This is a genomic window from Marinobacterium aestuariivivens, from assembly GCF_042661465.1.
GTDB classification, from domain to species: domain Bacteria; phylum Pseudomonadota; class Gammaproteobacteria; order Pseudomonadales; family Balneatricaceae; genus Marinobacterium_A; species Marinobacterium_A aestuariivivens.
This window is the reverse complement of record NZ_JBHSWE010000001.1, coordinates 3,019,097-3,044,660: the sequence shown is the minus strand read 5'-3', so window position 1 is coordinate 3,044,660 and position 25,564 is coordinate 3,019,097. Positions and strand designations below refer to the sequence as shown.

The 25,564-nt window shown below is 64.5% G+C and carries 22 protein-coding genes and 3 pseudogenes; 14 read left to right on the top strand and 11 right to left on the bottom strand.

Annotated elements, in window-relative coordinates:
- Positions 1 to 11: 11 nt before the first annotated feature.
- From ACFQDL_RS15780 to ACFQDL_RS15760, 6 genes are all read right to left on the bottom strand, one after another.
- Complete coding sequence (locus ACFQDL_RS15780; RefSeq protein ID WP_379909879.1) at positions 12 to 968, bottom strand: NAD(P)H-dependent flavin oxidoreductase; 957 nt, start codon at positions 966 to 968, stop codon at positions 12 to 14.
- A 105-nt stretch (positions 969 to 1,073) separates the two neighbouring features.
- Positions 1,074 to 2,744 (bottom strand): AMP-binding protein, encoded by a 1,671-nt coding sequence (locus tag ACFQDL_RS15775; protein WP_379909878.1) that lies wholly within the window; start codon positions 2,742 to 2,744, stop codon positions 1,074 to 1,076.
- Positions 2,745 to 2,820: 76 nt separating this feature from the next.
- On the bottom strand, positions 2,821 to 4,620 hold the full coding sequence (locus ACFQDL_RS15770; RefSeq protein WP_379909877.1) for an acyl-CoA dehydrogenase C-terminal domain-containing protein: 1,800 nt from the start codon (positions 4,618 to 4,620) through the stop codon (positions 2,821 to 2,823).
- 256 nt (positions 4,621 to 4,876) lie between these two features.
- Complete coding sequence (locus ACFQDL_RS15765) at positions 4,877 to 6,943, bottom strand: efflux RND transporter permease subunit (protein WP_465263964.1); 2,067 nt, start codon at positions 6,941 to 6,943, stop codon at positions 4,877 to 4,879.
- Positions 6,907 to 7,266 (bottom strand): hypothetical protein, encoded by a 360-nt coding sequence (locus tag ACFQDL_RS32970; RefSeq protein WP_465263963.1) that lies wholly within the window; start codon positions 7,264 to 7,266, stop codon positions 6,907 to 6,909. Before ACFQDL_RS32970 ends, ACFQDL_RS15765 begins: the two co-directional genes overlap by 37 nt.
- On the bottom strand, positions 7,263 to 8,372 hold the full coding sequence (locus ACFQDL_RS15760; protein ID WP_379909876.1) for a WD40/YVTN/BNR-like repeat-containing protein: 1,110 nt from the start codon (positions 8,370 to 8,372) through the stop codon (positions 7,263 to 7,265). The genes ACFQDL_RS32970 and ACFQDL_RS15760 overlap by 4 nt, the downstream gene beginning before the upstream one ends.
- A 377-nt stretch (positions 8,373 to 8,749) precedes the next feature.
- Between ACFQDL_RS15760 and ACFQDL_RS15755 the strand changes: the two genes are divergently transcribed.
- From ACFQDL_RS15755 to ACFQDL_RS15700, 12 genes and pseudogenes are all read left to right on the top strand, one after another.
- Complete coding sequence (locus tag ACFQDL_RS15755) at positions 8,750 to 9,868, top strand: branched-chain amino acid ABC transporter substrate-binding protein (protein WP_379909875.1); 1,119 nt, start codon at positions 8,750 to 8,752, stop codon at positions 9,866 to 9,868.
- A gap of 122 nt (positions 9,869 to 9,990) precedes the next feature.
- Positions 9,991 to 10,917 carry a high-affinity branched-chain amino acid ABC transporter permease LivH gene (gene livH / locus ACFQDL_RS15750; protein WP_379909874.1) on the top strand — a complete coding sequence of 309 codons (927 nt, stop codon included), beginning with the start codon at positions 9,991 to 9,993 and terminating at the stop codon, positions 10,915 to 10,917.
- Positions 10,917 to 11,195 (top strand): DUF3382 domain-containing protein, encoded by a 279-nt coding sequence (locus ACFQDL_RS15745; protein ID WP_379909873.1) that lies wholly within the window; start codon positions 10,917 to 10,919, stop codon positions 11,193 to 11,195. Before livH ends, ACFQDL_RS15745 begins: the two co-directional genes overlap by 1 nt.
- Positions 11,192 to 12,168: pseudogene (livM, locus tag ACFQDL_RS15740) on the top strand (high-affinity branched-chain amino acid ABC transporter permease LivM). Before ACFQDL_RS15745 ends, livM begins: the two are co-directional and overlap by 4 nt.
- Positions 12,165 to 12,931: pseudogene (gene livG, locus ACFQDL_RS15735) on the top strand (high-affinity branched-chain amino acid ABC transporter ATP-binding protein LivG). The pseudogenes livM and livG overlap by 4 nt, the downstream one beginning before the upstream one ends.
- 1 nt (position 12,932) lies before the next feature.
- Positions 12,933 to 13,634: an ABC transporter ATP-binding protein gene (locus ACFQDL_RS15730; protein WP_379909872.1), complete on the top strand. Its 702-nt coding sequence runs from the start codon at positions 12,933 to 12,935 to the stop codon at positions 13,632 to 13,634.
- A 394-nt stretch (positions 13,635 to 14,028) separates the two neighbouring features.
- Positions 14,029 to 14,400, top strand: a complete 372-nt coding sequence (locus tag ACFQDL_RS15725; RefSeq protein WP_379909870.1) for a response regulator transcription factor — start codon at positions 14,029 to 14,031, stop codon at positions 14,398 to 14,400.
- Positions 14,387 to 14,686, top strand: a complete 300-nt coding sequence (locus tag ACFQDL_RS15720) for a hypothetical protein (RefSeq protein ID WP_379909869.1) — start codon at positions 14,387 to 14,389, stop codon at positions 14,684 to 14,686. Before ACFQDL_RS15725 ends, ACFQDL_RS15720 begins: the two co-directional genes overlap by 14 nt.
- A 140-nt stretch (positions 14,687 to 14,826) precedes the next feature.
- Complete coding sequence (locus ACFQDL_RS15715) at positions 14,827 to 15,180, top strand: PAS domain-containing protein (protein ID WP_379913110.1); 354 nt, start codon at positions 14,827 to 14,829, stop codon at positions 15,178 to 15,180.
- A 44-nt stretch (positions 15,181 to 15,224) separates the two neighbouring features.
- Positions 15,225 to 16,439 (top strand): 3'-5' exonuclease, encoded by a 1,215-nt coding sequence (locus tag ACFQDL_RS15710; RefSeq protein WP_379909868.1) that lies wholly within the window; start codon positions 15,225 to 15,227, stop codon positions 16,437 to 16,439.
- Complete coding sequence (locus ACFQDL_RS15705) at positions 16,436 to 16,636, top strand: hypothetical protein (RefSeq protein WP_379909867.1); 201 nt, start codon at positions 16,436 to 16,438, stop codon at positions 16,634 to 16,636. The genes ACFQDL_RS15710 and ACFQDL_RS15705 overlap by 4 nt, the downstream gene beginning before the upstream one ends.
- Positions 16,637 to 16,743: 107 nt before the next feature.
- Positions 16,744 to 19,506: an ATP-binding protein gene (locus ACFQDL_RS15700; protein ID WP_379909866.1), complete on the top strand. Its 2,763-nt coding sequence runs from the start codon at positions 16,744 to 16,746 to the stop codon at positions 19,504 to 19,506.
- Positions 19,507 to 19,764: 258 nt separating this feature from the next.
- Here the strand turns inward: ACFQDL_RS15700 and ACFQDL_RS15695 are convergent, their stop codons facing one another.
- Both ACFQDL_RS15695 and ACFQDL_RS15690 read right to left on the bottom strand, forming a co-directional pair.
- Entirely contained in the window at positions 19,765 to 20,520 is a 756-nt protein-coding gene (locus ACFQDL_RS15695) for a putative nucleotidyltransferase substrate binding domain-containing protein (protein ID WP_379909865.1), read from the bottom strand.
- Entirely contained in the window at positions 20,517 to 20,897 is a 381-nt protein-coding gene (locus ACFQDL_RS15690) for a hypothetical protein (RefSeq protein ID WP_379909864.1), read from the bottom strand. The genes ACFQDL_RS15695 and ACFQDL_RS15690 overlap by 4 nt, the downstream gene beginning before the upstream one ends.
- 227 nt (positions 20,898 to 21,124) lie before the next feature.
- Here ACFQDL_RS15690 and ACFQDL_RS15685 point away from each other — a divergent pair, with 227 nt between their 5' ends.
- Entirely contained in the window at positions 21,125 to 21,784 is a 660-nt protein-coding gene (locus ACFQDL_RS15685) for a peroxiredoxin (RefSeq protein WP_379909863.1), read from the top strand.
- 87 nt (positions 21,785 to 21,871) lie between these two features.
- Here the strand turns inward: ACFQDL_RS15685 and ACFQDL_RS15680 are convergent, their stop codons facing one another.
- Together ACFQDL_RS15680 and rimO are read right to left on the bottom strand one after the other, a co-directional pair.
- Positions 21,872 to 22,609 (bottom strand): Mut7-C RNAse domain-containing protein, encoded by a 738-nt coding sequence (locus ACFQDL_RS15680; protein ID WP_379909862.1) that lies wholly within the window; start codon positions 22,607 to 22,609, stop codon positions 21,872 to 21,874.
- A 167-nt stretch (positions 22,610 to 22,776) separates the two neighbouring features.
- Positions 22,777 to 24,113, bottom strand: a pseudogene (gene rimO / locus ACFQDL_RS15675) (30S ribosomal protein S12 methylthiotransferase RimO).
- Between the two features lie 223 nt (positions 24,114 to 24,336).
- Between rimO and ACFQDL_RS15670 the strand changes: the two are divergent.
- Positions 24,337 to 24,900, top strand: a complete 564-nt coding sequence (locus tag ACFQDL_RS15670; RefSeq protein WP_379909861.1) for a hypothetical protein — start codon at positions 24,337 to 24,339, stop codon at positions 24,898 to 24,900.
- Positions 24,901 to 24,944: 44 nt separating this feature from the next.
- On the opposite strand, the gene ACFQDL_RS15665 is transcribed toward ACFQDL_RS15670, so the two are convergent.
- Entirely contained in the window at positions 24,945 to 25,496 is a 552-nt protein-coding gene (locus ACFQDL_RS15665) for a DUF4124 domain-containing protein (RefSeq protein ID WP_379909860.1), read from the bottom strand.
- Between the last annotated feature and the right edge of the window lie 68 nt (positions 25,497 to 25,564).

Here is a 25,564-nt window from a genome sequence, read left to right as displayed (position 1 = left end):
ATAAACCTCCGTCAATCCTGATACCGGACCGCGGAGGCAGCGAACTGCTCCGCGGCCTGATGGAATTCAGCCTTGAGACGCGACACCAGTTCGGCCACGGCGGGCACATCGCTGATGGAACCGACGCCCTGGCCGGCCGACCAGACCGTCTTCCAGGCCCTGGCCTCGTCATTCAAGTTTAGTCCGCCTTCGCCATGCCGGTCGTCGAGTCCCGCCGCCTCCAGGCTCTGGCGCATGAAGCTGGCCGGGATGCCCGAAACTTTCGGGGTGTAGACGATATCGGCGGCACTGCTCGACAGGATCATGTCCTTGTAGCCGTCTACGGCCAGGCTCTCACGGGTGTTGATAAAACGTGTGCCCATGTAGCCCAGGTCGGCGCCCATCATCCGCGCCGCCGCCAGATCACGGCCGCTGGACAGGCATCCCGACAGGATCAGGGTGCCATTGAAAAACCGACGGATCTCGTTGACCAAGGCGAAGGGGCTCAGGGTGCCGGCATGCCCCCCGGCGCCGGCACAGACGGCGATCAGGCCATCAACGCCGGCCTCCACCGCCTTCTTCGCATGCCGCACGTTGGTGACGTCATGAAACACCAGGCCACCATAGTCGTGCACGGCATCCACAACCTCTTTGACCGCGCCGAGCGACGTTATCACCAGCGGCACCCGATGTTTTACGCACAGCGCGAGATCGGCGTGCAGTCGCGGATTGCTCTTATGAACAATCAGGTTGACACCGAAGGGCGCGGCAGGGACGCCGCTGACCCGTTCGCCGGTTGCCAGCGCCGCCGCGATCTCTTGCAGCCACTGTTCGAAGCCTTCACTGCTGCGCTGATTGAGCGCGGGAAAGGTACCGACCACTCCGGCCTTGCAGGCCTCGATCACCAGCTGCGGCCCCGACACCAGAAACATCGGTGCCGAAATCAGCGGCAGGCTCAACCGCCCTTCGAATGCTTGGGGCAAACTCATCGAACACTCCTCTATTTAACAGCAGGTACCACTTGCGGCTCGCGGCTTATAGCCTGTAGCGCCTGTTGCTGGGCTTCGCCCTGCGGGCTCAGACCCACCTGCGGTTCAGGCGACCTCGGCGTCGCGTTCGGCGTCCCGCAGCTTGCGCCGCAGCACCTTGCCGACATTCGACTTGGGCAGCTCGTCGGTGAACTCGATCACCTTGGGAACCTTGTAGCGGGTCAATTGCTCCTGGCACCACTGCCGGATGTCTTCGACGCCGAGCTGGTCATTGCGGCTGACGACAAACAGCTTGATGGCTTCGCCGCTTTTCGTATCCGGTACACCGACGGCCGCGCATTCGACGACATCCGGATGGGAACAGACGGCATCCTCGACTTCGTTGGGATAGACATTGAAGCCCGAGACGATGATCAGGTCCTTGGCGCGGTCGACGATGCGCAGATAGCCATCCTCGTCCTGCATCGCCACGTCGCCGGTCATGAAGTAGCCGTCGTCGGTGAAGGCCAGGGCCGTATCCCGCTCGAGATGCCAGTAGCCCACCATCACCTGGGGACCGCGGACGCAGAGCTCCCCGGGCGTACCGGGTTCGACGTCTGCGCCATCGGAATCGATGATGCGGATCTCGGTTTCCGCCAACGGCAGGCCGATGGTGCCAATGCGCACGCCGCCGGGCGGGTTGATGGCCACCGCCGGCGAGGTCTCGGTGAGACCGTAGCCCTCCATGATTTCGCACCCGGTCACCTCCTGCCAGCGGTCGGCGGCATCGTGGGTCAGCGCCATGCCGCCGGAGATGGTGACCTTGAGGTTGCTGAAATCAAGCTCGCGGAACGCCTCCCGGTTGCAGAGCGCGACGAAGAGGGTATTGAGGCCGATGAAGCACGAAACCCTGAGCCCCTTGAGGTCGCGGATAAAAGCGGGGATATCCCGCGGATTCGGGATTAGCACCGTGTGGCCGCCGTTTTCCATCACGATCAGCGACAGCGTGAAGGCGTAGATATGGTAGAGCGGCAGCGGCGCGACGGTGGTGTCGCTCCAGCCCGGAGCCGCCTGGCTGATCAGCTTGCAGCCCTGGAGCATGTTGGAGACCAGGTTGCCATGGGTCAGCACCGCCCCCTTGGCGATGCCGGTGGTACCGCCGGTGTACTGCAGTACGGCGATATCGCTGGTGGTGCGCGGTGCCGGCTGCGGCTTCTGGCCGAGCCCCGACTCCAGTGCATCGCGCAGCGAAACGGCCTCGGGCAGATGGAAAGGCGGTTCCATCTTCTTCAGGTACTTGATCGCTGCGTTGAGCAGCGTGCGCTTGACGCAGCCGTGCAGGTCGCCGATCTGGGTCAGGATGACGTGGCGCACCTCGGTGTTGCCGATGATCTTTTCGGCGTTGTGCGCCATGCTCTTGTGAATCACCAGCGCCTTGGCGCCGGAATCGCGGAACTGGTGCTCCATCTCCCGCGGCGTGTAGAGCGGATTGGTGTTGACCACCACCAGCCCGGCGCGCAGGGCGCCGAACAGCACCACCGGATACTGGACGATATTCGGCAACTGCACCGCTATGCGGTCGCCCGGTTCGAGATCGGTATTGCGCTGCAGGTAGACCGCAAAGGCGTCCGCCAGCCGGTCCAGCTCGCCGAAACTCAGGGTGCGCCCGAAGCTGGTGAACGCCGGCCTGTCCGCATGATCCGTGCATACACGCGCGACCAGATCCAGAATAGTGTTGTAGCCGCGCCGGTTCAGGGCTTCCGGTATCATACTGCCCCTTGGCTGATCCTTGTCCATCGAATGTGCCCCAGTGTCGTTTTTGTTGGATTTATTCTAGCCCGCGAAGGCGCCTGAAGCCGAACAGTGTCCCCGGTCAGAAGGCGAAATGATCGGCATCCAGGTCCATCAGGTTGTCGGCACCGGACAGCATGGTCTCGCTCAGGGTCAGGGTGCGCGGCAGCAGGCGCTCGAAATAGAAACGGGCGCACTGCAGCTTGGCGCGGTAGAAGTCGGCGTCGTCCGAGCCCTGGGCGAGCTTCTCCTCGGCGACCCGGGCCATGCGGGCCCAGAAATAGGCCAGCACCACGTAGCCGGAATACATCAGGTAGTCCTGGGCGGCCGCGCCGACCTCCTCCCGATCCTGCATCGCCTTCATGCCCAGGTTCGTGGTCAGGTCGCCCCATTCGCGGTTGAGCCGCTGCAACGGCCGGACGAAGGCGCGGATGGCCCCCTCCTCTTCTGCCGATTCACAGAATGCGTGGACGATCCGGGTGAAGCGCTTGAGCGACTCGCCCCGGGTCATCAGCACCTTGCGCCCGAGCAGGTCCAGGGCCTGTATCTGGGTGGTGCCTTCGTACAGCATCGAGATGCGGCAGTCGCGCAGGTTCTGTTCCATGCCCCATTCCGAGATATAGCCGTGGCCGCCGAACACCTGCAGGCCCTGGTTGGCCGATTCGAAACCGACCTCGGTCAGGAATGCCTTGGCGATCGGGGTCAGGAACGCCAGCAACGCATCGGCTTCCTGACGTTGCTCAGGGTCGGCCCCCTGCTTGACCTGGTCCGCCAGCTGGGCACAGTAATGGATCAGCGCCCGCCCGCCTTCGGCGAAGGCCTTCTGCGTCAGCAGCATGTTGCGTACAGCCGGGTGGACGATGATCGGGTCGGCCGCGTCCTGAGGATTCTTCGCGCCGGTTAGCGCCCGCATCTGCAGCCGCTCGCGGGCATAGGCCAGGGAGTTCTGGAAGCCCCACTCGGCATGGGCCAGGCCCTGCAACGCCGTGCCCAGGCGTGCAGTGTTCATGAAGGTGAACATGCAGTTCAGGCCCTTGTTCGCAGGGCCGATCAGGAATCCCCGGGCGCCGTCGAAATTCATCACGCAGGTGGCGTTGCCGTGAATGCCCATCTTGTGTTCGATCGAACCGCAACCGAGGCTGTTGCGTTCGCCACAGCCGCCTGCGGCGTCGGGCAGGAACTTGGGCACCACGAACAGCGAGATCCCCTTGGTACCGGCCGGCGCATCGGGCAGCCGCGCCAGCACGATATGGACGATGTTGTCGGCCATGTCGTGCTCGCCGGCGGAGATGAAGATCTTGGTGCCGCTGATCAGATAGCTGCCATCGCCGGCGGGCTCCGCCCGGGTCCGCAGCAGCCCGAGGTCCGTGCCGCAATGGGGCTCGGTCAGACACATGGTGCCGGTCCATTCGCCGCTGACCAGTTTGGTCAGGTAAACCTGCTTCTGTTCGTCGGTGCCGTGTGCCTCGAGAGTGTTCATGGCGCCGTGGCTCAGTCCCGGATACATGCTCCAGGCCCAGTTCGCACTGCCGGTCAGTTCGCTGATCACCATGCCGACCGACTCCGGCAGACCCTGACCGCCCCACGCCGGCTCATGAGCCAAGGACGGCCAGCCGCCGGCGACGAACTGCCGATAGGCCTCGCTGAAGCCTTCCGGCGTGCTCACCTCGCCGTCCTCGAAACGGCAGCCTTCGCGGTCGCCACTCTGGTTCAGCGGCGACAGCACGCGCTCGGCAAACTTGGCGCCCTCGTCGATGATGGCCGCGAGCATGTCCGGCGTCGCATCCTCGGCCCCGACCAGACCCTGGTAGTGGCGTTCGGCGTCCAGCAGTTCGTTCAGCACAAAGTGGATGTCGCGTAATGGAGCCTTGTACTCTGCCATCTTTCGTTGTCCTCAAAAGTTTGCGAAACCAGGTCCGGGGATGGATCTTGGCGTTCCGTCCGCCGATGACTACAGCATCGCTCATGCCCCGGAGCAGACCAATAACAAAAGTTACCAATATGAGTGACAAAAATTTTCACCCGTCACAGAGGGTCCGTATTAATAGCAGCCATGCCATGAAGGATAGATGACAATTACGGTCATAAGCCCCACAAACAGCGTTACGCGTTACACGTAACCCGCCACCCTTTACGCCTCACGAAACCCTGGACACCGCTTGCTCCGAGGCCGGTTGCACCACCGTACCGGGCCCATGCCGGTACAGCAGACAGGACAGTGCCGGCAGCAGGATAAGCGCGCCGAGCATGTTCCAGAGGAACATGAAGGTCAGCAGAATGCCCATGTCGGCCTGGAAGCGGATCGGCGACAGCACCCAGAGCACCACCCCGATCGCCAGGGTCAGGCCGGTGAAGGCCACCGACTTGCCGGTGGTGCGCAGCGTCGCCAGGTAGGCGTCCGGCAGTGCCAGGCCCTGCTGCAGATAGCCGTTGAGACGGCTGTAGATGTAGATACCGTAGTCGACGCCGATACCGACGCCGAGGGCGATCACCGGCAGCGTCGCCACCTTGACGCCGATTCCGAGGCGCGCCATCAGTGCCTGGCACAGCAGCGAGGTCAGGGCCAGCGGCAGAATGATGCAGAGCACGGTGCGCAGCGAGCGGAAGGTCAGCAGGCAGAGCAGGCTGACCACGCCATAGACCCAGAACAGCATCTCGTACTGGGCAACCCCAATCACCTCATTGGTCGCCGCCTCGACGCCGGCATTGCCCGCCGCCATGCGGAACTGCACGCTGTCGCTGTCGTGCGCGTCCGCGAAAGCCGCCACCGCCGCGCTCACCCGCTGCAGCGTCTCGGCCCGGTGGTCGTCGAGAAACAGTATCACCGGCAACAGCGAGCAGTCGCCGTTCATCAGCCCGCCGGGCACATAGGCCAGGGAGGCGTTGATGACGTACTGGTTGCGGCTGACCGAGCGCCATTTCAGGCTGCCCTCGTTGAGCCCGGCCGTGACCCGCTCGGCGACATCGGCCAGCGACAGGCTCGACTGGATGCCGGGCACGCCGGTCAGGTAGTGCTGGAAGCGGTCGACGAGCCCCAGGGTGGCAAAACGCGAACACTGCTCCGCCTCCGTCGTCACCATGACCACGAAGGCGTCACTCGAGGTCGAATAGTTCGAAGTGATGAAGGCGTTGTCGCGGTTGTAGCGCGAATCCTTGCGCAGTTCCGGCGCACCGGCATCCAGGTCGCCGATCTTCAGCGCCTGGGTCTGCTGCACGCCCAGCACCGCCAGTGCCAGGGCAACGGCCAGGGCCAGCAGGGCGCCGCGGGGACGGGCGAAGAAGGTGAGCAGACGCCAGCGCGACGCGCTAACGCTCCGGGCACGTCGCGCCCGTTCGATCGCCGCCGGCCCCACCCCGACCCGTGACATCAGCAGCGGCAACAGCAGCAGGTTGGTGAGGATGATGACGGCGACGCCGATGGCGGCGGCCAGCGCCAGGTCCTGGATCACCTGGATCTGTATCACCATCAGGGTGACGAAACCGATGCCGTCGGACAGCAGCGCGGTCAGCCCCGGGATGTAGAGCGTACGGAAGGCGCGGCGTGCCGCCAGCGGGCTGTCGGCACCGGCAGCCGCTTCCTGGGCGACGGTGTTGACGACCTGCACGCCGTGACTGACCGCGATGGCGAACACCAGAAAGGGCACCAGCATCGAGTAGGGATCGAGGCCGAAGCCGAGCCAGCGCAGCAGCCCAAGCTGCCAGACCACAGCGACCAGCGAACAGGCGAGCGGCACCAGGGTACCGCCGAGGCTGCCGAAATCGAGGAACAGCAGTACCAGCGTCACGGCGAAGGCAACGGCGAAGAACAGCGCCACGTCGCTGGCGCCGTCGATCAGATCGCCGACCACCTTGGCGAAACCGGTGATATGGATGCGGATAGAGTCGCTTTCGTACCGGTCCCGCACCCGGGTCTCGAGCTTGTGCGACAACGCCTGATAATCGAGCTTGTCGCCGGTTTCGGGATCGACGTCCAGCAGCGGTACCTGCACGATGGCGGAGCCGAAATCATTGGCGACCAGGCGGCCGACCTGGCCGGAGCGCAGGATATTGATGCGCAGCTGCTCCAGCGCCTGCGCCGAACCGTCATAATCGTCCGGAATCACCGGACCGCCGACGAAACCCTCTTCGGTGACCTCGGTCCAGCGCACGTTCGGCGTCCAGATCGAGGTCAGCGCCGCACGATCGACACCCGGCAGGTAGAACAACTCGTCGGTGACCCGGCGCAGCGTCTCCTGGTAGCCTGCGCTGAAGATGTCGCCCTCCTGGCTGCCACCGCGACCCGCAGGCTGTTGCCGAGCCCGGCGAGGTCGTCGCGATACTCGAGGAAGTTCTCGACATAGGGGTGCCCCGTCGGAATCATCTTGACGAAGCTGGCATCGGGGCGGATCTGGCTGGCCTGCCAGCCGAGCCAGAGCGTCATCAGCAGAAACAGCGTGAAGACGGCGCCAGGGTGCTGGAAGAGGCCTCGCTCGACCAGCCCTTCGCTGCGCTTGACCAGACCCAGCAGCGGCAGAAGCGGATTTTTCATGGTGCAAGGCCCTCCGGCAGCGGCTGGCGGCGGATACCGCTCTCGCCGACGAGCAGCAGCCGCTGATCGGTGACGAGACCGGCGCTGAGACTCTGACGTCCCCGGCCACCCAGCGGCTCGAAACCGCGGACGCTGTCGCCGATCAGCAGCGCGCCGCCCTGCCCCAGCAGGATCAGGCGCTCACCGGCGACCAGCCCCTGGCTGAGGGTGGCCCGGGTACCGCTGTCGACCGGCGCCCAGTCGTCGCCGGCCGCCGAGTGGTAGAGGTGGCCACGCAGCCCCATCAGGTAGAGCCCCTGATGCTCGACCAGCGCGAACCAGGAGCCCTCGTAGGGAGATGCCAGCGCCTCCCAGCGCTCGCCGCCATCGCGGGAGCGCAGCAGAAGCCCCGCTTCGCCGGCGATGTAGAGATCGCCGCCGGAGGTCGCCAGCAGCGCATTGAGATGGAAACGGTCGGGATTCGGCAGGCGATGTCCGAGACTGCGCCAGCTTTGCCCGCCATCGCGGGTGTGCAACAGCTGCCCGTAGGCGCCGAGCACGAAACCTTCGCGCGCATTGCGGAACCAGACATCCAGCAGCGGCGTGCTGGGTCCCTCTTCGAGGGCGTAGCGGGCATCCTCGAGGGCAAACTCGACATCCTCGAGCAATGTCGAGTCCGCCGTCGCCCTCTGCTGCAGTGCCTCCAGCTCGCGTTCGAGCTGCTCCACCCGCGACCGGTTGATCGCATCGCCTTCGAGCTGCAGCGTCCAGTTCTCGCCCCCATCCCGGGTGTGCAATACGGTGCCGTCGTGGCCGACCGCCCAGCCCAGATCGGCATCGACGAAGGCGACCGCCGTCAGCAGCGTGCTGACGGGCACCCGGGCCTGGCGCCAGTTGCGTCCGCGGTCATCCGACAACAACACCGTGCCCTGCTCACCCACCGTCACCAGCCGCTCGCCGGCGCGGACGATGTCGAGCAGCAGCGCTTCGGTCGCGCGCCCGCTGATCAGGGCCGGCTCCTGCAACCGGTCGAACGTTGCCGCGGCCGGGCTGCCGCTGGCGAGCCCGGCCGTCAGGCCGAGCAGCAGGCCGAAGCAGCCGCCGCGAAGGGAAGAAACCTGTAGCATCTCGTCACCCAGGCCCACGTTTCGGCGCGAGCTCCAGTCAGTCGTTGTCATTATTGTTCAGGACTGAAGGATCCGGAATCGGCCGCGGATTCACAATAACATTGCCCGGCATCCGGACTGACAATATCGGTCAGGGGAGACCGGTCTCCGGGCGATTCGGCATGGCTCCGAGACCATTCGCCCGCGGAGCGGGCTCCCACAAAAGCGTTACGCGTTATGGCCCGAGACTTGCTGTCAAAAATCGACCGATAGACCCATTGCCAGCCATATCGCTGTCTACAATTGATTTTATTGCGCAGAACCAGTAAAGGTATGCGTCGATAATAAAAAGACAGAAACTGTCTTCAAGAACCAACAATCGAACGGGAAACACTGCAATGAAACAGTTTTCAAGGACGTTGCTGAGCGTCGGCACCGCGCTGGCGATCATGGGATCCGCAGCCGCCACCCAGGCTGAAACACTGAAAATCGCCCTCGCCGGCCCGGCTACCGGACCGGTTGCCCAGTACGGCGACATGCAGAAAATCGGCGTCATGGCCGCCATCGAAGATATCAACAAGGCCGGTGGCGTCAACGGCATGGAGCTCGAAGGCGTCATCTACGACGATGCCTGCGACCCGAAACAGGCCGTGGCCGTGGCCAACAAGATCATCAACGACGGCATTCAGCATGTGGTCGGCCACCTCTGCTCCAGCTCCACCGAGCCTGCCTCCGACATCTACGAGGAAGAAGGCGTGCTGATGATCACCGCCGCTTCCACGTCCCCGACCATCACCGAGAAGGGCCACCAGCTGATTTTCCGCACCATCGGCCTGGACAGCCTGCAGGGCTCTCTGGCCGCCGAGCACATCCTCAACAACGTCAAGCCGCAGCGCATGGCCGTGCTCCACGACAAACAGCAGTACGGCGAAGGCCTGGCGACCACCGTCAAGAACGCACTCGAAGGCAACGGCGTGACACCGGTGATGTTCGAAGGCGTCACCCCGGGCGACAAGGACTTCTCCGCCCTGATCTCCAAGCTGAAAAAGGAAAATGTCGACTTCGTCTACTACGGCGGCTACCACCCGGAGCTGGGCCTGATCCTGCGTCAGTCGCGCGAGAAGGGCCTGGACGCCCAGTTCATGGGGCCTGAAGGCATCGTGAATGCCGACCTGGCCAAGATTGCCGGCGAAGCGGTCGAGGGCGTCCTCGCCACCGCGCCCAAGGCGTTCGACCAGAACCCCGAAAACCAGGCGCGCGTCGATGCCATCAAGGCCAAGGGCGAAGACCCCACCGGCCCGTTCGTATTCCCGGCCTACTCCGCCGTTCAGGTAATGGTCGACACCATTCAGGCAACCGGCGAGACCGACCCCTTCAAGATGGCCGAATACATCCGCAGCCACGAGTTCGATACCGCGATCGGTCACGTGAAGTACGACGAAAAAGGCGATCTCACCGAGTCGACCTTCGTCGTTTACCAGTTGCATCAAGACGGCAGCAAAACCCCGGTTCAATAATTAAAACAAGGCTATCCACGGCTACCGCCGGATACCCTGGCACCCGATCCCGCGATCCGGGATCGTGGTGCCTGTTGCATCGTTGACAGGCACTCCGGGCGCCATCCGACCTGGTTCTTCCTATGACTGAAGCGTCTCTATACCTCTTCCAGCAGCTCATCAACGGGCTGACGATCGGGTCCACCTATGCCCTGATCGCCATCGGCTACACAATGGTCTATGGCATCATCGGCATGATCAATTTCGCCCACGGCGAAATCTACATGATCGGTTCCTATATATCGTTCATCGTCATCGCCGGCCTGCTCGGCATGGGGATGGTGGCACTGCCGGTAATACTGCTGATCGCGTTGATCGTTGCCGTGCTGATTGCCAGTACTTATGGCTGGACCGTCGAACGCGTGGCCTACCGGCCGCTGCGCGGTTCCAACCGGCTGATCCCGCTGATTTCGGCGATCGGCATGTCCATTTTTCTGCAGAACTACGTGGTGCTGGCACAGGGCGCCCGCGATATCGCCCTGCCGCCGCAGATTTCCGGGGGCTGGACCTTCGGCGACCCGCAGCTGTTCGAGGTTTCGCTGTCCTATATGCAGCTGATAATCTGGGCCGCCACTTTCGTCTGTATGACCGCCCTGACCCTGTTTATTTCCCGTTCCCGTATCGGCCGTGCCTGCCGCGCCTGTGCAGAAGACCGGGGCATGACCAACCTGCTGGGCATCGACACCAACCGCACCATCGCCATGACCTTCATCATCGGCGCGGCGCTGGCGGCCGTCGCCGGCCTGCTGCTGGGCCTCTACTACGGTGTGGTCAACCCCTTCGTCGGCTTTATCGCCGGTCTCAAGGCGTTTACTGCGGCGGTGCTCGGCGGCATCGGCTCGATTCCCGGCGCCATGCTCGGCGGCCTGATCCTCGGCGTCACCGAAGCCCTGACCTCGGCCTACTTCCCGTCCGAGTACAAGGATGTGGTCTCCTTCGGCCTGCTGGTGCTGATCCTGCTGTTCCGTCCCAGCGGCCTGCTGGGCAAACCGGAAGTGGAGAAAGTCTGATGCGACAGAATCTGTACTCTGCCGTCTTCGCCGCCGGTATCACCCTCGTTCTGACCTGCCTGATGATCGGCGTCAAGCTGACCTCGGAAGGCACCCAGCTCAAGGTCGTCAGTGCGACCGAAGCCCAGTGGGGCTGGATCTTCGCCGGGATCGCCCTGGTGTTCCTGTCGCAGCTGTTCCGCGACCAGATCGGTGCCGCCACTGCCAGCATCCCGCGACCCGATCTCGCCGCGCTGATGCCGCAGCGGGAGAAGGCCGCCGGCTCAAGCCCTGGCTGATCGCGGCCGTCGTTGTCGGGCTCTTCATCTGGCCCTTCATGGCTTCGCGCGGCGCCGTGGACCTGGCGACCCTGACGCTGATCTACGTCATGCTGGGTCTGGGGCTCAATATCGTCGTCGGCCTCGCCGGCCTCCTCGACCTCGGCTATGTCGCCTTCTACGCCATCGGCGCCTACACCTATGCGCTGCTGTCGAGCTATTTCGGCCTGTCGTTCTGGGTCTGCCTGCCGATCGCCGCGGTCCTGGCGGCCACCTTCGGCTTCGTGCTCGGCTTTCCGGTGCTGCGTCTGCGCGGCGACTACCTGGCGATCGTGACCCTGGGCTTCGGCGAGATCATCCGCATCCTGCTGAACAACTGGACCGACCTGACCGGCGGCCCCAATGGCATCTCCGGCATCGACAAACCCACCCTGTTCGGGCTGGAGTTCAATCGCCGCGCCAGTGAGGGCCATATCCCCTTTCACGAATTCATGGGTATCGACTACTCCAGCGGACACAAAGTGATCTTCCTGTACCTGATCGCCGTGGTGCTGGTGATCTGGGTGCTGTTCGTGATCAACCGGCTGATGCGCATGCCACTCGGCCGCGCCTGGAAGCGCTGCGCGAGGACGAGATCGCCTGCCGCTCGCTGGGCCTCAACCGCACCGTGATCAAGCTGACCGCCTTCACCTTCGGCGCCTCGACCGCCGGTTTCGCCGGCTGCTTCTTCGCCGCGCGCCAGGGCTTCATCAGCCCGGAATCCTTCATCTTCATCGAGTCGGCGATCATCCTCGCGATCGTGGTGCTCGGCGGCATGGGCTCGCAGTTCGGCGTCATCCTGGCGGCAATCGTGATGACCATCCTGCCGGAATTCGCCCGCGAGTTCTCGGAATACCGCATGCTGCTGTTCGGACTGCTGATGGTGCTGATGATGCGCTGGCGTCCGCAGGGCCTGCTGCCCGCCAAGCGTCCGCACATGGAGTTGAAGCGATGAGTCAGTTACTGCTGGACGTTAACGGCCTGACCATGCGCTTCGGCGGTCTGCTGGCGGTCAACAGCGTCAACCTGGCGGTCAGGAACCGCCAGATCGTATCCATTATCGGCCCCAATGGCGCCGGGAAGACCACGGTATTCAACTGCCTGTCGGGCTTCTATATCCCGACCGACGGCAGCGTCATGTTCAAGGGCGAACAGATCGCCGGACTGAAGGATTTCCGCATCTCCCGCAAGGGGCTGGTGCGTACCTTCCAGCATGTGCGGCTGTTTTCCAACATGACGGTGATCGAGAACATGCTGGTCGCCCAGCACCGTCACCTCAACACCAATATCGCGGCCGGGCTGTTCAAGACCAAGTCCTACCGCCGCCTGGAGCAGGAAGCGATGGACCGTGCCGCCTTCTGGCTGGAGCAGGTCGACATGCTCGACTTCGCCAACCGCGAGGCGGGCAACCTGGCCTACGGTCAGCAGCGCCGGCTGGAGATCGCCCGCTGCATGGTGACCCAGCCGGAACTGCTGCTGCTCGACGAACCGGCAGCCGGCCTCAACCCGAGGGAAACCAAGCAGCTCGACGAGCTGATCGTGCAACTGCGCGACGAGCACGAGATCTCGGTGCTGCTGATCGAGCACGACATGAGCCTGGTGATGGGTATCTCCGACCATATCTACGTCATCGCCCAGGGCACCCCCTGGCCGACGGCACGCCCGACGAGGTGAAGAACAATCCGGACGTCATCAAGGCGTACCTCGGGGAGGAATAGGATGCTGCGTATCGACAATGTGAACACCCACTACGGGCCCATTCAGGCGCTGCACGACGTCTCCGTCGAGGTCAAAAAGGGCGAGATCGTCACCCTGATCGGCGCCAACGGCGCCGGCAAGACCACGCTGATGATGACTATCTGCGGCGATCCCCAGGCCACCTCGGGCAAGATACTGTTCGACGGCGAGGAGATCACCGGTCAGCCGACATCCACCATCATGCGCAGGGGGCTGGCGATCGTGCCGGAAGGCCGCCGCGTCTTTTCCCGGTTGACGGTGCAGGAGAACCTCCACATGGGGGCCTACTTCCGCACCAGGGCCGAGTACGAAGAGAGCCTGGAACACGTCCTGGAACTCTTCCCGCGCCTGCGGGAACGGTTCGGCCAGCGTGCCGGCACCATGTCCGGCGGCGAGCAGCAAATGCTGGCCATCGGTCGCGCGATGATGAGCAGGCCGCGGATGATCCTGCTGGACGAGCCCTCGCTGGGCCTGGCCCCGATCATCATCCAGCAGATCTTCCGGATCATCGAAAAGCTGCGTGACGAGGGCGTGACCATCTTCCTGGTGGAACAGAACGCCCACCAGGCGCTGAAGATCGCCGACCGCGGCTACGTGCTGGAAAACGGCCGCGTCGTCATGACCGGCAGCGGCGAATCCCTGCTCAGCGACGAGAACGTGCGCAAGGCCTATCTGGGCGGGTGAGGCGTGTCGTAGGGTGCTGGTGAGTGAACCGCACCGCACACCCCGGTATGCGGTGCGGTTCACTCCGTTCACCGACACCCTACAGGCTTTCCACAGCCGGTAGGGTGGAATGAGCCTGCGAATTCCACCGGTGAATCGCATTCCGGGTGGCGCTCCACCGGGTGGCGCTCCACCGATGATATAACGCAGCGGCGGCGCTCGTTCGAGCCGGCCCATGGCGTGACCTGAAAACACCGGTGGAATTCGCTTCGCTCATTGCCACCCTAGATGTTTTTCCGTCCACCCGTCCTCCCCGCATAATACCTGGCGCATCACCTTAACCTAAAGCCCACTTTCCGCCCGCCGCGCCAGTAACTAGACTCGATAGAAGGTGTCATTTCCCATGGAGAGATCTATGACCCGTATTCTGGTGGTCGACGACGAACCCAATATCGTGCTGTCCCTCGAGTTCCTGATGCAGCAGGCCGGCTTCGAGGTGGAGACGGCCGGCGATGGGGAAACCGCGCTGCAGCGGGTAGCGGCCCGGCCGCCCGACTTGATTCTGCTGGACATCAGCCTGCCGGGACTCAGCGGCTTCCAGGTGCTGGAACAGCTGCGTGCGCAGGCGCAGTTCGCCCGCCTGCCGATCATCATGCTGACCGCCCATGGCCGCGAGGTGGAGCGTGAAAAGGGGCTGGCACTGGGTGCAGACGACTACGTCACCAAGCCCTTCTCCACCCGGCAGCTGGTCGAGAAAGTCCGGGGACTGCTGAATGAAGCCAACTGAGGTCCTGTCGCGTCAGTCGTTGCTGGGGACCTGGCTGCTGATATCAGGCGCGGCGCTGTTCGGCGGCCTCTTTGCCGGCCTCTGGCTCAGCGCCGAGCTGCTGCCGCCGGAAACTTCCCACTGGGGGCTCTGGCTGCTGGCGCTGGCACCGGGTCTGCTGGTCGTGGTACTGGGCCTGTTGCTGGAACGCAAGCTGCTCGCCCCGCTGCGCCATCTGCAGATTCAACTGGCGCGCCTGGCGGCCAGTCCGGATGCGCGTAGCGACTTTTCCCCGAAGGCTGGCTGACGCCCCTCGAGACCGACCTCGACCGGATTCGCGACGGCTGGCGTGACGACCGCCAGCGCATCAAGGACGCCCGCGAGTCGGGCGCCCGCGAAGCCGACCGGGTACGCGCCGAACTCGAAGCGGTACTGCGTGTGCTGAAGATGCCGCTGCTGCTCTGCGATCGTCACCAGCGACTGCTGCTGTTCAACGATGCCGCCGAGCAGCTCTTTGCCGACGCCCCGGCCCTGGGACTCGGCCGGCGGCTGTCGGAACTGCTGCCGATGAGCAGCCTGCGGGAGGCCCTGACGCAACTGCCGCGCGATGGCAGTGCCCGTCAGCTATTGCTGCCCTGGCACGGTCGCTGGCTGCACTGTGATCTGCGACGGGTCGGAGCCAGTCTCGGCGAGGCGCTGATCGCCCTTGAAGACAGGACCGCCGCCGAAGACGCCGACCGGCGCTGGTACGGGCCCTGGCCGATATCCTGCCCGGACTGCGCGGGCACAGCTCCAGCCTGATCGTCAGCAGCGAGGCACTGTCCGGCGGCAATACGGATCCGCAATTGCGACATCGGCTCGAAACAGCGCTGTGCGAAGAGAGCCTGGCACTGGGTCGGCAGATCGAGTCACTGGCCAGCCAAATCGAGGGCCTGCAACGGGACCCGGGACGCCTGGAAGACACCTGGTCGAACGATCTCTGGAGCGCCCTGACAGAGCGCCTGGGCAGCGGCGATCTGGAACTGGTGGCCATCGGCATTCCCGCCTGGTTGCGGGCCGATGGTCCCGCCCTGCTCGAGCTGCTCCATCGGCTGCTGCAACTGTTGCGGGACCTGACCGGCGAGCAGCAGTTCGAAGCCGAGGTGCAGCTGGGCAACCAGCGCGTCTATATCGACCTGATCTGGCACGGTCTCCCTGTCGATCAGGGGCAACTTGAGCAATGGCGCCGCCTGCCGCTGACCGACGCCGCATCCCACCCGCAGCTCAACGATATTCTGCGGCGCCACGACAGCGACTGCTGGTCGCTGGCCGATGCCGACGGCCGTTATGCACGCCTGCGGCTGCCCCTGGCCGCGGTAGAGCGTGTGGGCCCGCCACCACAGCCGCGGCCACCCCGTCCCGAGTTTCACGATTTCAGCATCGCCGACCTGCCGGCACCGGATGCGGTACTGGGTCGGCGCCCGCTGCGCCAGCTCGAGATGGTGGTCTTCGATACCGAAACCACGGGGCTGGACCTGCGCCGGGGTGATTGCCTGATCAGCCTCGGTGCCTGCCGCATCCTCAATGGCCGGTTGCTGGCGCGGGATGCCTTCGATCAGCTGGTCAATCCGCAGCGCCCCATCCCGCCGCAGAGCAGCCTGATCCACGGCCTGACCGATGACGATGTCGCCGAAGCGCCCCCGGCCGAAGTGGTACTGCCCCGCTTTCGCGACTATGTCGGCCACGGGGTTCTGGTGGCCCACAATGCCGCTTTCGACCTGGCGGCGATTCAGCCGCCTGCCGAACGCGCGGGCCTCGATTTCGACATGCCGGTACTCGATACCCTGCTGCTGTCCCGGGCACTGGACCCCACCTTCGAAGGCCACGGTCTCGATGCGCTGGCCGAACGCTTTCAGCTGACCTTCGAACCCGGCACCCGCCACACGGCACTGGGCGATGCGCGTGTGACCGCCGAGCTGCTGCTGCATCTGATCCCACGCCTCGAAGCACGCGGCATCGGCACCCTGGAAGACGCCATCGCCTTCCAGACCGGCGCGCTGGAACGGAGTGAAGCTCGATGATGCGCCCGTCGCCCCTGCCCGGCCGTCTGGTGGCACTGACGCTGCTGGCCGCACTGCTGTTTGCACCGCCGCTGATCGGCCTGTTCGACCGTCCCGGTGAAGAGGGCCTGTCGCGCCTGCCGCTCTACCTGTTCGGAGCCTGGGCGCTGGTGATCCTGGCCGCGGCGCTGCTGCTGGAGCGCAGGGATGAGGATTGATGGGAGCGGTGCGGTGTGCTTCGCTTACCGGCGCCTGCGGCGCGATTCGCTGCGCTCATGGCGCCCTAGGGTAGCCCTGGTGACTCCCGCCGAGAGGAAATCCAGCGATGACATCCGAGGCACTGCTGTTCGTCGTCGCCTTCGGCTATCTGGCGCTGCTCTTCGTGATCGCTGCCTGGGCCGACCGGCGGGCAGAAACCGGCCGCTCCGTCATCGGCTCGCCACTGGTCTATACACTGTCGATCGCCGTCTACTGCACCGCCTGGACCTTCTACGGCAGCGTGGGTCGTGCGGCGCAGTTCGGACCGGCGTTCCTGACCATCTACCTGGGTCCGACCCTGGCAATGCTGCTGGGCTGGCTGCTGATCAGACGGATGGTGCGGATCGCGCGGGCCCAGCGCATTACCTCGATCGCCGACTTTATCAGCGCCCGCTACGGCAAGAGCGGCTGGCTCGGCGCCCTGGTGACACTGATCGCCGTGATCGGCATCATGCCCTATATCGCACTACAGCTGAAAGCGATCACTTACAGCCATGCGGTACTGACAGAGTATCCGCAGCCGGCGCTGCCGCACTTGGCGGAGGCGACCCTCTGGTCCGACAAGTCGTTCTGGGTGGCGCTGGTGCTGGCCGTGTTCATCATTCTCTTCGGTACCCGCCATCTCGATGCCAGCGAGCGTCACGAGGGCATGGTCACCGCCATCGCCTTCGAGTCGATCGTCAAGCTGCTGGCGTTTCTCGCCGTCGGGCTGTTCGCGACCTTCTGGCTGTTCGGCAGCCCCGGCGAACTGCTGGCCAGGGCCGCGACGGCGCCGGAGCTGCGCCAGCGTTTCGGGCTCGACGCGGTGCCCGGTGGGGCTGGCGGCTGGATCGGCAGCCTGGTACTGGCGGGACTGGCCTTCATCACCCTGCCGCGGCAGTTCCAGATTCTGGTGGTGGAAAACGTCGACGAGCGTCATATCCGGCGTGCCAGCTGGCTGTTCCCGCTTTATCTGCTGGCGATCAACCTGTTCGTGATTCCCATCGCCATCGCCGGCCTGCTGCTGGGTGACAGCGCCGGCCAGGACCCCGACGCCTTTGTGCTGACCATCGGCCTGGCCGCCGCACCGGACTGGCTGCCGCTGCTGGCCTTTATCGGCGGACTCTCGGCCGCCACCGGCATGATGATCGTCGAGACCATCGCGCTGTCGACGATGATCAGCAACCACCTGGTCATGCCCCTGTTGCTGCGCCTGCGACGGCTGCGCCTGGAGACCTACAGCGACCTCAGCGGCTGGATCCTCGGTATCCGCCGCATCGCCATCGTGCTGATCCTGCTGCTGGGCTACCTCTACCATGCGCTGATCGGCGAGTCCTACAGTCTCGTGACCATCGGCCTGGTGTCCTTCACCGCGGCGGCCCAGTTCGCGCCGGCGCTGCTGCTCGGGCTCTACTGGCGCGGCGCCGCGCTGCAGGGCGCCGCCGCCGGCATGATCGGCGGCTTCATCGTCTGGCTCCATACCCTGCTGCTGCCAGGCTTTGCCCAGTCCGGCTGGCTCGATGCCACCCTGCTCGACGAAGGCCCCTGGGGCATCACCTGGCTGCGTCCCTATGCGCTGTTCGGCCTGGAAGGCTGGGATATCTACAGCCACGCGCTGTTCTGGAGCCTGCTGGTCAATATCGGCCTGCTGGTCGGGGTTTCGCTGTTCAGCCGCCAGAGCCGGCTCGAACAGACGCAGGCCGCACTTTTCACCGGCAACCTCAGTCCCGACCTGCTGCCGACGCCACTGTGGCAGGGCGAAACCCGCCGCGGCGAGCTCAGGCAGCTGCTGCAGCGCTACCTCGGCACCACTGCCACCCTGAAAATCATGCCGGTAAGCGGCAGTGACGACGAGGAGCTGCAACCGGCACCGCCGGCACTGGTCAGCGAGGCCGAGCAGGCACTGGCCGGCGCCCTGGGCAGCGCCTCGGCGCGAATCCTGATCAACTCGGTGGTCCGCGGCGAAGCGCTGGACCTGGAAGCGGTGCTGAGCATCCTCGACACCACCTCCCAGGCCCTGGAATACAATCGCCGGCTGGAGCAGAAATCCGCCGAGCTGGCACGCATCGGCGCCGAGCTGCGGCGAGCCAACGAGCGGCTGCGCGAGCTCGACCGGCTCAAGGACGAGTTCGTCGCCATGGTCAGCCACGAGTTGCGCACCCCGCTGACCTCGATCCGCGCCTTCGCCGAGATCCTGCGCGACAGCCCGCAGCTGGAAGCCGAGCAGCGCAGCCATTTTCTCGAGATCGTGGTACGCGAAAGCGAGCGCCTGTCGCGGCTCATCGAGGAGATTCTCGACCTGGCCCGGCTCGAGTCCGGGCGCATGACCCTGAACCCGGAACGCATCGACCTGGTGCAACTGGCGCGGCAGTCGGCCGAGGCCGTCAGCCACCTGTGCCAGGACAGGGGCGTGACACTGGAGCTGCAGCTGCCCGATGCCGCGGCGCCGGTCATCGCCGATCCGGACCGGTTGCAGCAGGTGATCATCAACCTGCTCGACAATGCCAGCAAGTTCGCGGCCCGGCCCGACGGGCGTGCGCAGCTGCAGCTGGAACTCGCCAAAAACAACTGGCGCCTGTCGGTGGAGGATAACGGCGATGGTATCGACGCAGAGGAGCGGGAGCGGGTTTTCGAGAAGTTTCACCAGATCGAGCAGGCCAGCGACAGCGGCCGACCGCGGGGCACCGGTCTGGGTCTGCCGATCAGCCGCGGCATCGTTGCCCACCTCGGCGGCAGGCTCTGGATCGAAAGTGGCGCGGAACTCGGTGGCGCCCGCTTCGTCATCGAACTGCCCTTGGCACCGGCGCAGGCCGAGCCCGATGGCGACGCCCAGTGGCTGCCGGCCTCCTGAAATCTGAGCGGCAGGGTGGTAGGGTGCCGGTGAAGCGGAGCGAACCGCACCGCCTGTTTCGGTGCGCATCACTACGTTCAGCGGCACCCTACGTTTAACTGGCACTTCGTATCTGAACCTGTAGGGTGGCAATGAGCGGAGCGAATTCCGCCAGTCAGCCTGACCGGTTCCGTCAGCGGTGGTATTCGCAGGCTCCACCGGCATTTGCTCCTGCAATGCCGGTATTTCCGCGGGGCGGCCTTCCGCCATCCGTGGCGGTCATTCTACCCGGCCCCGGGCCCGACGCTGCAGATCCCGGATCGCCAGCAGGTCGTGCTTCAGCATCGCCCGGGTCCCGTCATCGAGGGCGCCGAGGTCGACCCAGTGGTCGGGGCCGCGGCCGACGGCCACGCTCTCGAGCTGGGCATTCAGCTGCAACGCCTGCAATCGGTCCAGGGCATCGGTCAGGGCACGGGCCCGGCGCGCCTCCAGTACCCCCTGCTGCGCCAGCGCCTGCAGTCTCGAGCGGGTATCGATCGCCGGCAGCCGGTGCAGCATCGCCAGCAGTCTTACCGCCCCCTGCAGCGGCAGCAACCCCTGGCGCTTGAGGTTGACGGCATCGGCATGGGGCGCCTCCTTGTCGTTGCCGCGCAACCGGTCGAAACGGTCGAGCGCCACCGGCGCCTCATCCTGCAGTTCCCCCATCTCGTGCAGAAACAGGCCGGCGCGGGGCATCAGTTCCAGAATCTGCTCGCGCAGCGTACTGGCCAGTCCGGCATCGCCATAGACCGGGGCGAAGTCGAGCAGGATGTTGGATAGCTGCACCAGCTTGACGGCACGGCGCCCCGTCCAGAGCCGCATCTGCTCCAGCCACTCGGAACGACGCTTGCGCCAAGACGGCCAGCGCGCCATCACATTGCCGTTGCACAGCGGGATTCCGTAGCTGTCCAGGCGCTCGGTGAAACGCTCGCCGAGGGACTGGAACCAGGTATCGACCGCCGAGTGCCGGGCATCGGGATAGTCGTCGATAATCATGGCATTGTCCTGATCCGGTCCCAGCAGGCTCTCGTGCCGGCCGCCGGATCCCGGCAGAGGACGCAGAAGGCCCGCGGCGGCTCACCCCAGCCCTGCTCCAGCATCTCGTCCAGCGAATCCCTGATCGCCCGCCGGTAGAGCCAGTCGTTATGGTCGCTGAGCAGCTGGCTGATGCGCCAGGCCGGCAGATCGAGCTGCAGCAGCGCGGCGGCCAGCTGCGGCTGCCAAGCCTTGGTATCCGCGGGTGCAGGATCCGGCCCCAGCGCCTCGAACGACTCGCGCAGCGGCCCCAGCAGCGCCGGCCATGAGGTCCACTGCGGCCAGCCGTCCTGCGCAAACAGCAGACGCCAGGACGAGGGTTTTACCGGATAGGGCATAGTGCAGATCTCCATAAACCTGTCGTTTTTTTACATCCATTGTAGGTTGGCCTGAGCGCGCAGCGCGAAGCCCGACATCCAGCCTCGGTGCCCTGTCGGGCCGTCCGATATAACCAGCAGTGTCAATAGGTATCAGGATATAACCTATCGGCGGGCCGGGGCTCGACTATAAATAGAGCAGAGTTCCCCGCGAGACGAAACCAAACCAACCCGTCAGGAGGTCTACCATGGCAGTCCGCATAGGCGACGAAGCGCCGGACTTCACCGCCGACACCACCGAAGGCACCATCCATTTCCATGAATGGATCGGCGACGGCTGGGCGATCCTGTTTTCCCACCCCAAGGACTTCACCCCGGTCTGCACCACCGAGCTCGGCTACATGGCCAGGCTCAAGCCGGAGTTCGACAAACGCAACTGCAAGATCATCGGCCTGAGCATCGACCCGGTCAGCGACCACCAGGCCTGGGTCGGCGATATCGAGGAGACCCAGGGACACGCGGTCAATTATCCGATGATCGGCGACCCCGACCTCAAGGTCGCCAAGCTGTATGACATGATTCACCCCAATGCCAGCGGCGACAAGGCCCGCACCGCCGCCGACAACGCCACCATCAGATCGGTCTTCCTGATCGGCCCGGACAAGAAGGTCAAGGCGATGTTGACCTATCCGATGAGCACCGGCCGCAACTTCGACGAAGTGCTGCGGCTGCTCGACTCCTGTCAGCTCACCGCCAGGCACCAGGTCGCGACGCCGGTGAACTGGAAGCATGGCCAGGACGTGATCATCGTACCGTCCGTTTCCGACGAAGCCGCGAAGCAGAAATTCCCGGACGGCTGGAGGGCGCCCAAGCCCTATCTGCGCATCGTGCCGCAGCCGAAGGATTGAGCCTGTAGGAGCGCCGCCCCGGTGCGAACGACCTCCGTGCCAGAACGGTTCGCCGCGGGGCGCAGCTCCTACAACAACAGCAGCGAGTCACCCCCTCAACTGGTCGACATAAGCCCGCAGCCGGTCGTAGTGGCTCCCCTGCCAGTAGAGCTGATCGCAGCCGGTACAGCGGAAGAAGGTATCGAACTCCCGGGACAGCCGCGGTCTGACCCGCCGCTGCACCTCCTCGGGTGAGAGGCGTTCGATCAGTGAGTTGCAGCGGGTGCAACGGCTGAAGGGCGCCAGCCAGGGCCAGGCCTCGAACCGGGCCAGCACCTCGCGCAGCTGTTTTTCCGGGTGGGTGGCCCGCACATAATAGCCATGGCTCACGTCTGGCTGCTGCAGCAGCCCGCGGTCGCGGGTCAGGATCATGCGGCTCTGCAGTCGGGCCAGGCGGATGATCGGACGATCGTCCATATGATTGCGATACCAGGTGTCGAGTCCGAGCAGCCGCATGCGCCGCGCCAGCCGGCCGAGGTGCACATCGAGAATAAAGCGGGCACGCTGGAGCGGACGCCGGCGCAGCGGGATGATTGCCGGGTCATCGATATCGCCGATATCGGGATAGAGATGAAGATGATCGCCGTCCTGCACCTGGCAGCTTAGCGCCACCGGCACACCATTGATCAGCGCGAGATCGACTTCCGGATGGGGGATGCGCAACGGTATCAGCAACTGCTGCAGGCTGACCGCCTGTTTGAGTCGCATCAGCCGCGCCCGTCCACGCTGGGACGGGGGCAGCAATTCGTTGAGCCGGCCATGGCAGCGGCATTCCACCTGAATCATCGGCAACCTCCCTATCCCTACAAGTGTAGGTGGAGTGGAGCGCAGCGATACTCGATGGCCTTCGATCGGCAACCGGCGATTCGAATCGTAGGTTGGATGGAGCGCAGCGAAACCCAACAAGTGCGGCCGCGGGCCGGGTTAACAGGTCATCATTGGCGCGTTACGCGTTACCGATTCTCGACCGGCGTGCCCCAGAGGTCGTATTCGTCGGCGTGTTCGATGGTGACCTCGACGAAGTCGCCCGGTTTGCAGTTCCGGAAGCCGTTCAGATAGACCTGGCCGTCGATCCCCGGGGCGTCGGCATAGGAACGGCCGATGGCGCCCTCCTCATCGACCTCGTCGATCAGCACCCGCAGTTGCTGACCGATGCGCCGCTGCAGCTTGCGCGTACTGATCGCCTGCTGGGTTTCCATGAAGCGCTCCCAGCGCTCCTGCTGCAGCTGTGGCGCGATATGATCGGCCAGCGCATTGGCGCGGGCGCCTTCGACCGGGCTGTACTTGAAGCAGCCGACGCGATCCAGCTCGGCCTCCTCCAGCCACTCCAGCAGCAGCTCGAAATCGCGCTCGGTCTCGCCCGGGAAGCCGACGATAAAGGTGCTGCGGATCGCCAGCTCCGGTACCTGCCGGCGCCACTCGAGGATGCGTTTCAGGGCGTTCTCCGCATGGGCCGGGCGCTTCATGCGCTTGAGCACCTCGGGACTGGCATGCTGGAACGGAATGTCGAGGTACGGCAGGATCCTGCCATCGGCCATCAGCGGCATCACCTCGTCGACGTGCGGATAGGGATAGACGTAGTGCAGCCGGCTCCAGACGCCCATCTCGCCCAGGGCCCCGCACAGATCGAGCATCCGGGTCTTCACCGGCCGGCCGTTCCAGAAGCCGGTGCGGTACTTCAGGTCGACGCCATAGGCGCTGGTATCCTGGGAGATCACCAGCAGCTCCTTCGTGCCGGCCGCGACCAGGCGCTCGGCTTCCTCGAGTACATCACCGACCGGCCGGCTCACCAGCTTGCCGCGCATGTCCGGGATGATGCAGAAGGTACAGCTGTGGTTGCAGCCCTCGGAAATCTTCAGGTAGGCATAATGGCGCGGCGTCAGCTTGACCCCTGGGGCGGCACCAGGTCGACGAAGGCGTTGTGTTCGCGGTTCGGCGGTACCCAGTCGTGCACGGCACCCACCACCTCTTCATAGGCCTGGGGGCCGGTCACCGCGAGAATATCGGGGTGTGCCTTCCTGATGCGTTCGGCATCCGCACCCTTGCCCATGCAGCCGGTCACGATCACCTTGCCGTTGTCCCGCATCGCCTCGCCGATCGCATCGAGGGATTCCTGCTTGGCATCGTCGATAAAGCCGCAGGTATTGACCACCACCACGTCGGCATCATCGTAGGTCGGTACCACTTCATAGCCGTCCAGCTTGAGCTGGGTCAGGATCCGCTCCGAATCCACCAGCGCCTTGGGACAGCCCAGGGATACAAATCCGACCTTGCCGCTCGTTTTCGCCATGCTTGCACTTGCCTCAGGATGAAAAGGGGCGCCATTTTACAACGGCTTCTGGTCAGAAAACAGCCAGCCATGACAACAGATCCACCCTATCTCGGTTAAACGGTTGCCGAGTGCGGGCCGATATGATTGTATGCTTCAGTATTGTCGCTACGGTGATGCGGATTCATCTCTGCAGTCCCTGAGCCGTCCGACACCTGACAGGCGCAGCCGTTCGAGAGTGATGATGGACCAACAAATAAGTCTCTGCCTGGGTGGCGAGCTCGCCAACCTTCATGGCCTTGGCTGGATAGCGACCGACCTCAATCAGCTGATCGAACTTTCCGACCTGCTGGAGTCCGGCCAGCACGAAACCGCCAGGCACTTCTTCGGTGACAGCGCCCGCCCGTTCAACCGCTACAAGCGCTTTGCCGGTACGCCCAGGCGACGGCCTTCACAGCTGAACCTGCGTGAGGATGGCAGTCTGGAACTGGTCATTTCCGAACTCGGCGTGGCCGCGGCCATACTGGTGCCGCTGGTTCAGTCCGCCGTCGTGCGGCACTTCAACGGCGCTGACGAGCCGGTCGGCTTTCAGCTGGTACCCAAGGATCCGGGTCTGAAACGGGTGATGCAGGCTTACGACCGGGGCGATTTCGGCGAAGGCAGCGACGGCCTCAACACCCTGGCCTTCGTGCTCCAGGAGCTGAACTATGAGGTGCCCTACCTGCTGACCAGTGCACCCGTCATCGAGCATGCGGTTAACAGGTACGCAAGGCGCATTGCACGGACGATCCGCAAGAGCCTGCAGTAACGGCCCCGGTGAAATCCTGAGCCGCCAAGCGACCAACACCGGCATTATTCGTCGAGTCCGGCTTTCTCCCTGAGCTTCTCGGTCAGGGTTTTGGGTTCGTCACGCTCGTACTTCTTTGCCGCTTCGGTATCTTCCTCGATCTCCTTGATACGCTCGGACTTGTCATAGTCCTCGATCTGCTCCGAGCGGGTTTCGAGCGACTCGCGACGCAAACGGTTCGAGGGCTCATCCCCGGGCGACGGCTCCGCCTCGGCCCCGGCGTCATCGGCCTTCGTCTCGCCCCCGGCGGGCTCGCCGGCGCTCTCGACGGATCTTTCGCCGGAGCGGGAAACCAGCGGACAAGGCTCGTCACCGCGGTAGCTCGGCTCGCATTCCGGCGGCAAATTCGACTCGGCGGCGGAAACCGATTCCACTTTTGGCATCGACACCACGGACATATTGGAAAACGTCACCGCCTTCGCATCGACGCCTTCAGGCGGCACATCGCCGAAGTGCTGTTTGCCCTTCTCATCCGTCCAGCGATAGACAGGTTCGGCCAGGGCTCCGGTGCAAAAACCCGCCAGTACCAGCCCCGCCAAGATCTGTGCGGTTTTCATTCTTGCCCTCCCCGCCGTCTGGTGCCTCGATCGGGATGCATTCCGATCGACGACACCTTTGCTGATTA

What these genes read in the sequence shown, in the direction of transcription:
- ACFQDL_RS15720 (WP_379909869.1), top strand. Translation starts at nt 14,387, where the DNA reads ATGAAGCCAACTGAGGTCCTGTCGCGTCAGTCGTTGCTGGGGACCTGG.
- ACFQDL_RS15695 (WP_379909865.1), bottom strand. Translation starts at nt 20,520, where the DNA reads ATGATTATCGACGACTATCCCGATGCCCGGCACTCGGCGGTCGATACC.
- ACFQDL_RS15670 (WP_379909861.1), top strand. Translation starts at nt 24,337, where the DNA reads ATGGACCAACAAATAAGTCTCTGCCTGGGTGGCGAGCTCGCCAACCTT.
- ACFQDL_RS15715 (WP_379913110.1), top strand. Translation starts at nt 14,827, where the DNA reads ATGCCGCTGCTGCTCTGCGATCGTCACCAGCGACTGCTGCTGTTCAAC.
- ACFQDL_RS15700 (WP_379909866.1), top strand. Translation starts at nt 16,744, where the DNA reads ATGACATCCGAGGCACTGCTGTTCGTCGTCGCCTTCGGCTATCTGGCG.
- ACFQDL_RS15725 (WP_379909870.1), top strand. Translation starts at nt 14,029, where the DNA reads ATGACCCGTATTCTGGTGGTCGACGACGAACCCAATATCGTGCTGTCC.
- ACFQDL_RS15780 (WP_379909879.1), bottom strand. Translation starts at nt 968, where the DNA reads ATGAGTTTGCCCCAAGCATTCGAAGGGCGGTTGAGCCTGCCGCTGATT.
- ACFQDL_RS15760 (WP_379909876.1), bottom strand. Translation starts at nt 8,372, where the DNA reads ATGCTACAGGTTTCTTCCCTTCGCGGCGGCTGCTTCGGCCTGCTGCTC.
- livH (WP_379909874.1), top strand. Translation starts at nt 9,991, where the DNA reads ATGACTGAAGCGTCTCTATACCTCTTCCAGCAGCTCATCAACGGGCTG.
- ACFQDL_RS15770 (WP_379909877.1), bottom strand. Translation starts at nt 4,620, where the DNA reads ATGGCAGAGTACAAGGCTCCATTACGCGACATCCACTTTGTGCTGAAC.
- ACFQDL_RS15745 (WP_379909873.1), top strand. Translation starts at nt 10,917, where the DNA reads ATGCGACAGAATCTGTACTCTGCCGTCTTCGCCGCCGGTATCACCCTC.
- ACFQDL_RS15775 (WP_379909878.1), bottom strand. Translation starts at nt 2,744, where the DNA reads ATGGACAAGGATCAGCCAAGGGGCAGTATGATACCGGAAGCCCTGAAC.
- ACFQDL_RS15705 (WP_379909867.1), top strand. Translation starts at nt 16,436, where the DNA reads ATGATGCGCCCGTCGCCCCTGCCCGGCCGTCTGGTGGCACTGACGCTG.
- ACFQDL_RS15665 (WP_379909860.1), bottom strand. Translation starts at nt 25,496, where the DNA reads ATGAAAACCGCACAGATCTTGGCGGGGCTGGTACTGGCGGGTTTTTGC.
- ACFQDL_RS32970 (WP_465263963.1), bottom strand. Translation starts at nt 7,266, where the DNA reads ATGAAAAATCCGCTTCTGCCGCTGCTGGGTCTGGTCAAGCGCAGCGAA.
- ACFQDL_RS15690 (WP_379909864.1), bottom strand. Translation starts at nt 20,897, where the DNA reads ATGCCCTATCCGGTAAAACCCTCGTCCTGGCGTCTGCTGTTTGCGCAG.
- ACFQDL_RS15685 (WP_379909863.1), top strand. Translation starts at nt 21,125, where the DNA reads ATGGCAGTCCGCATAGGCGACGAAGCGCCGGACTTCACCGCCGACACC.
- ACFQDL_RS15680 (WP_379909862.1), bottom strand. Translation starts at nt 22,609, where the DNA reads ATGATTCAGGTGGAATGCCGCTGCCATGGCCGGCTCAACGAATTGCTG.
- ACFQDL_RS15730 (WP_379909872.1), top strand. Translation starts at nt 12,933, where the DNA reads ATGCTGCGTATCGACAATGTGAACACCCACTACGGGCCCATTCAGGCG.
- ACFQDL_RS15755 (WP_379909875.1), top strand. Translation starts at nt 8,750, where the DNA reads ATGAAACAGTTTTCAAGGACGTTGCTGAGCGTCGGCACCGCGCTGGCG.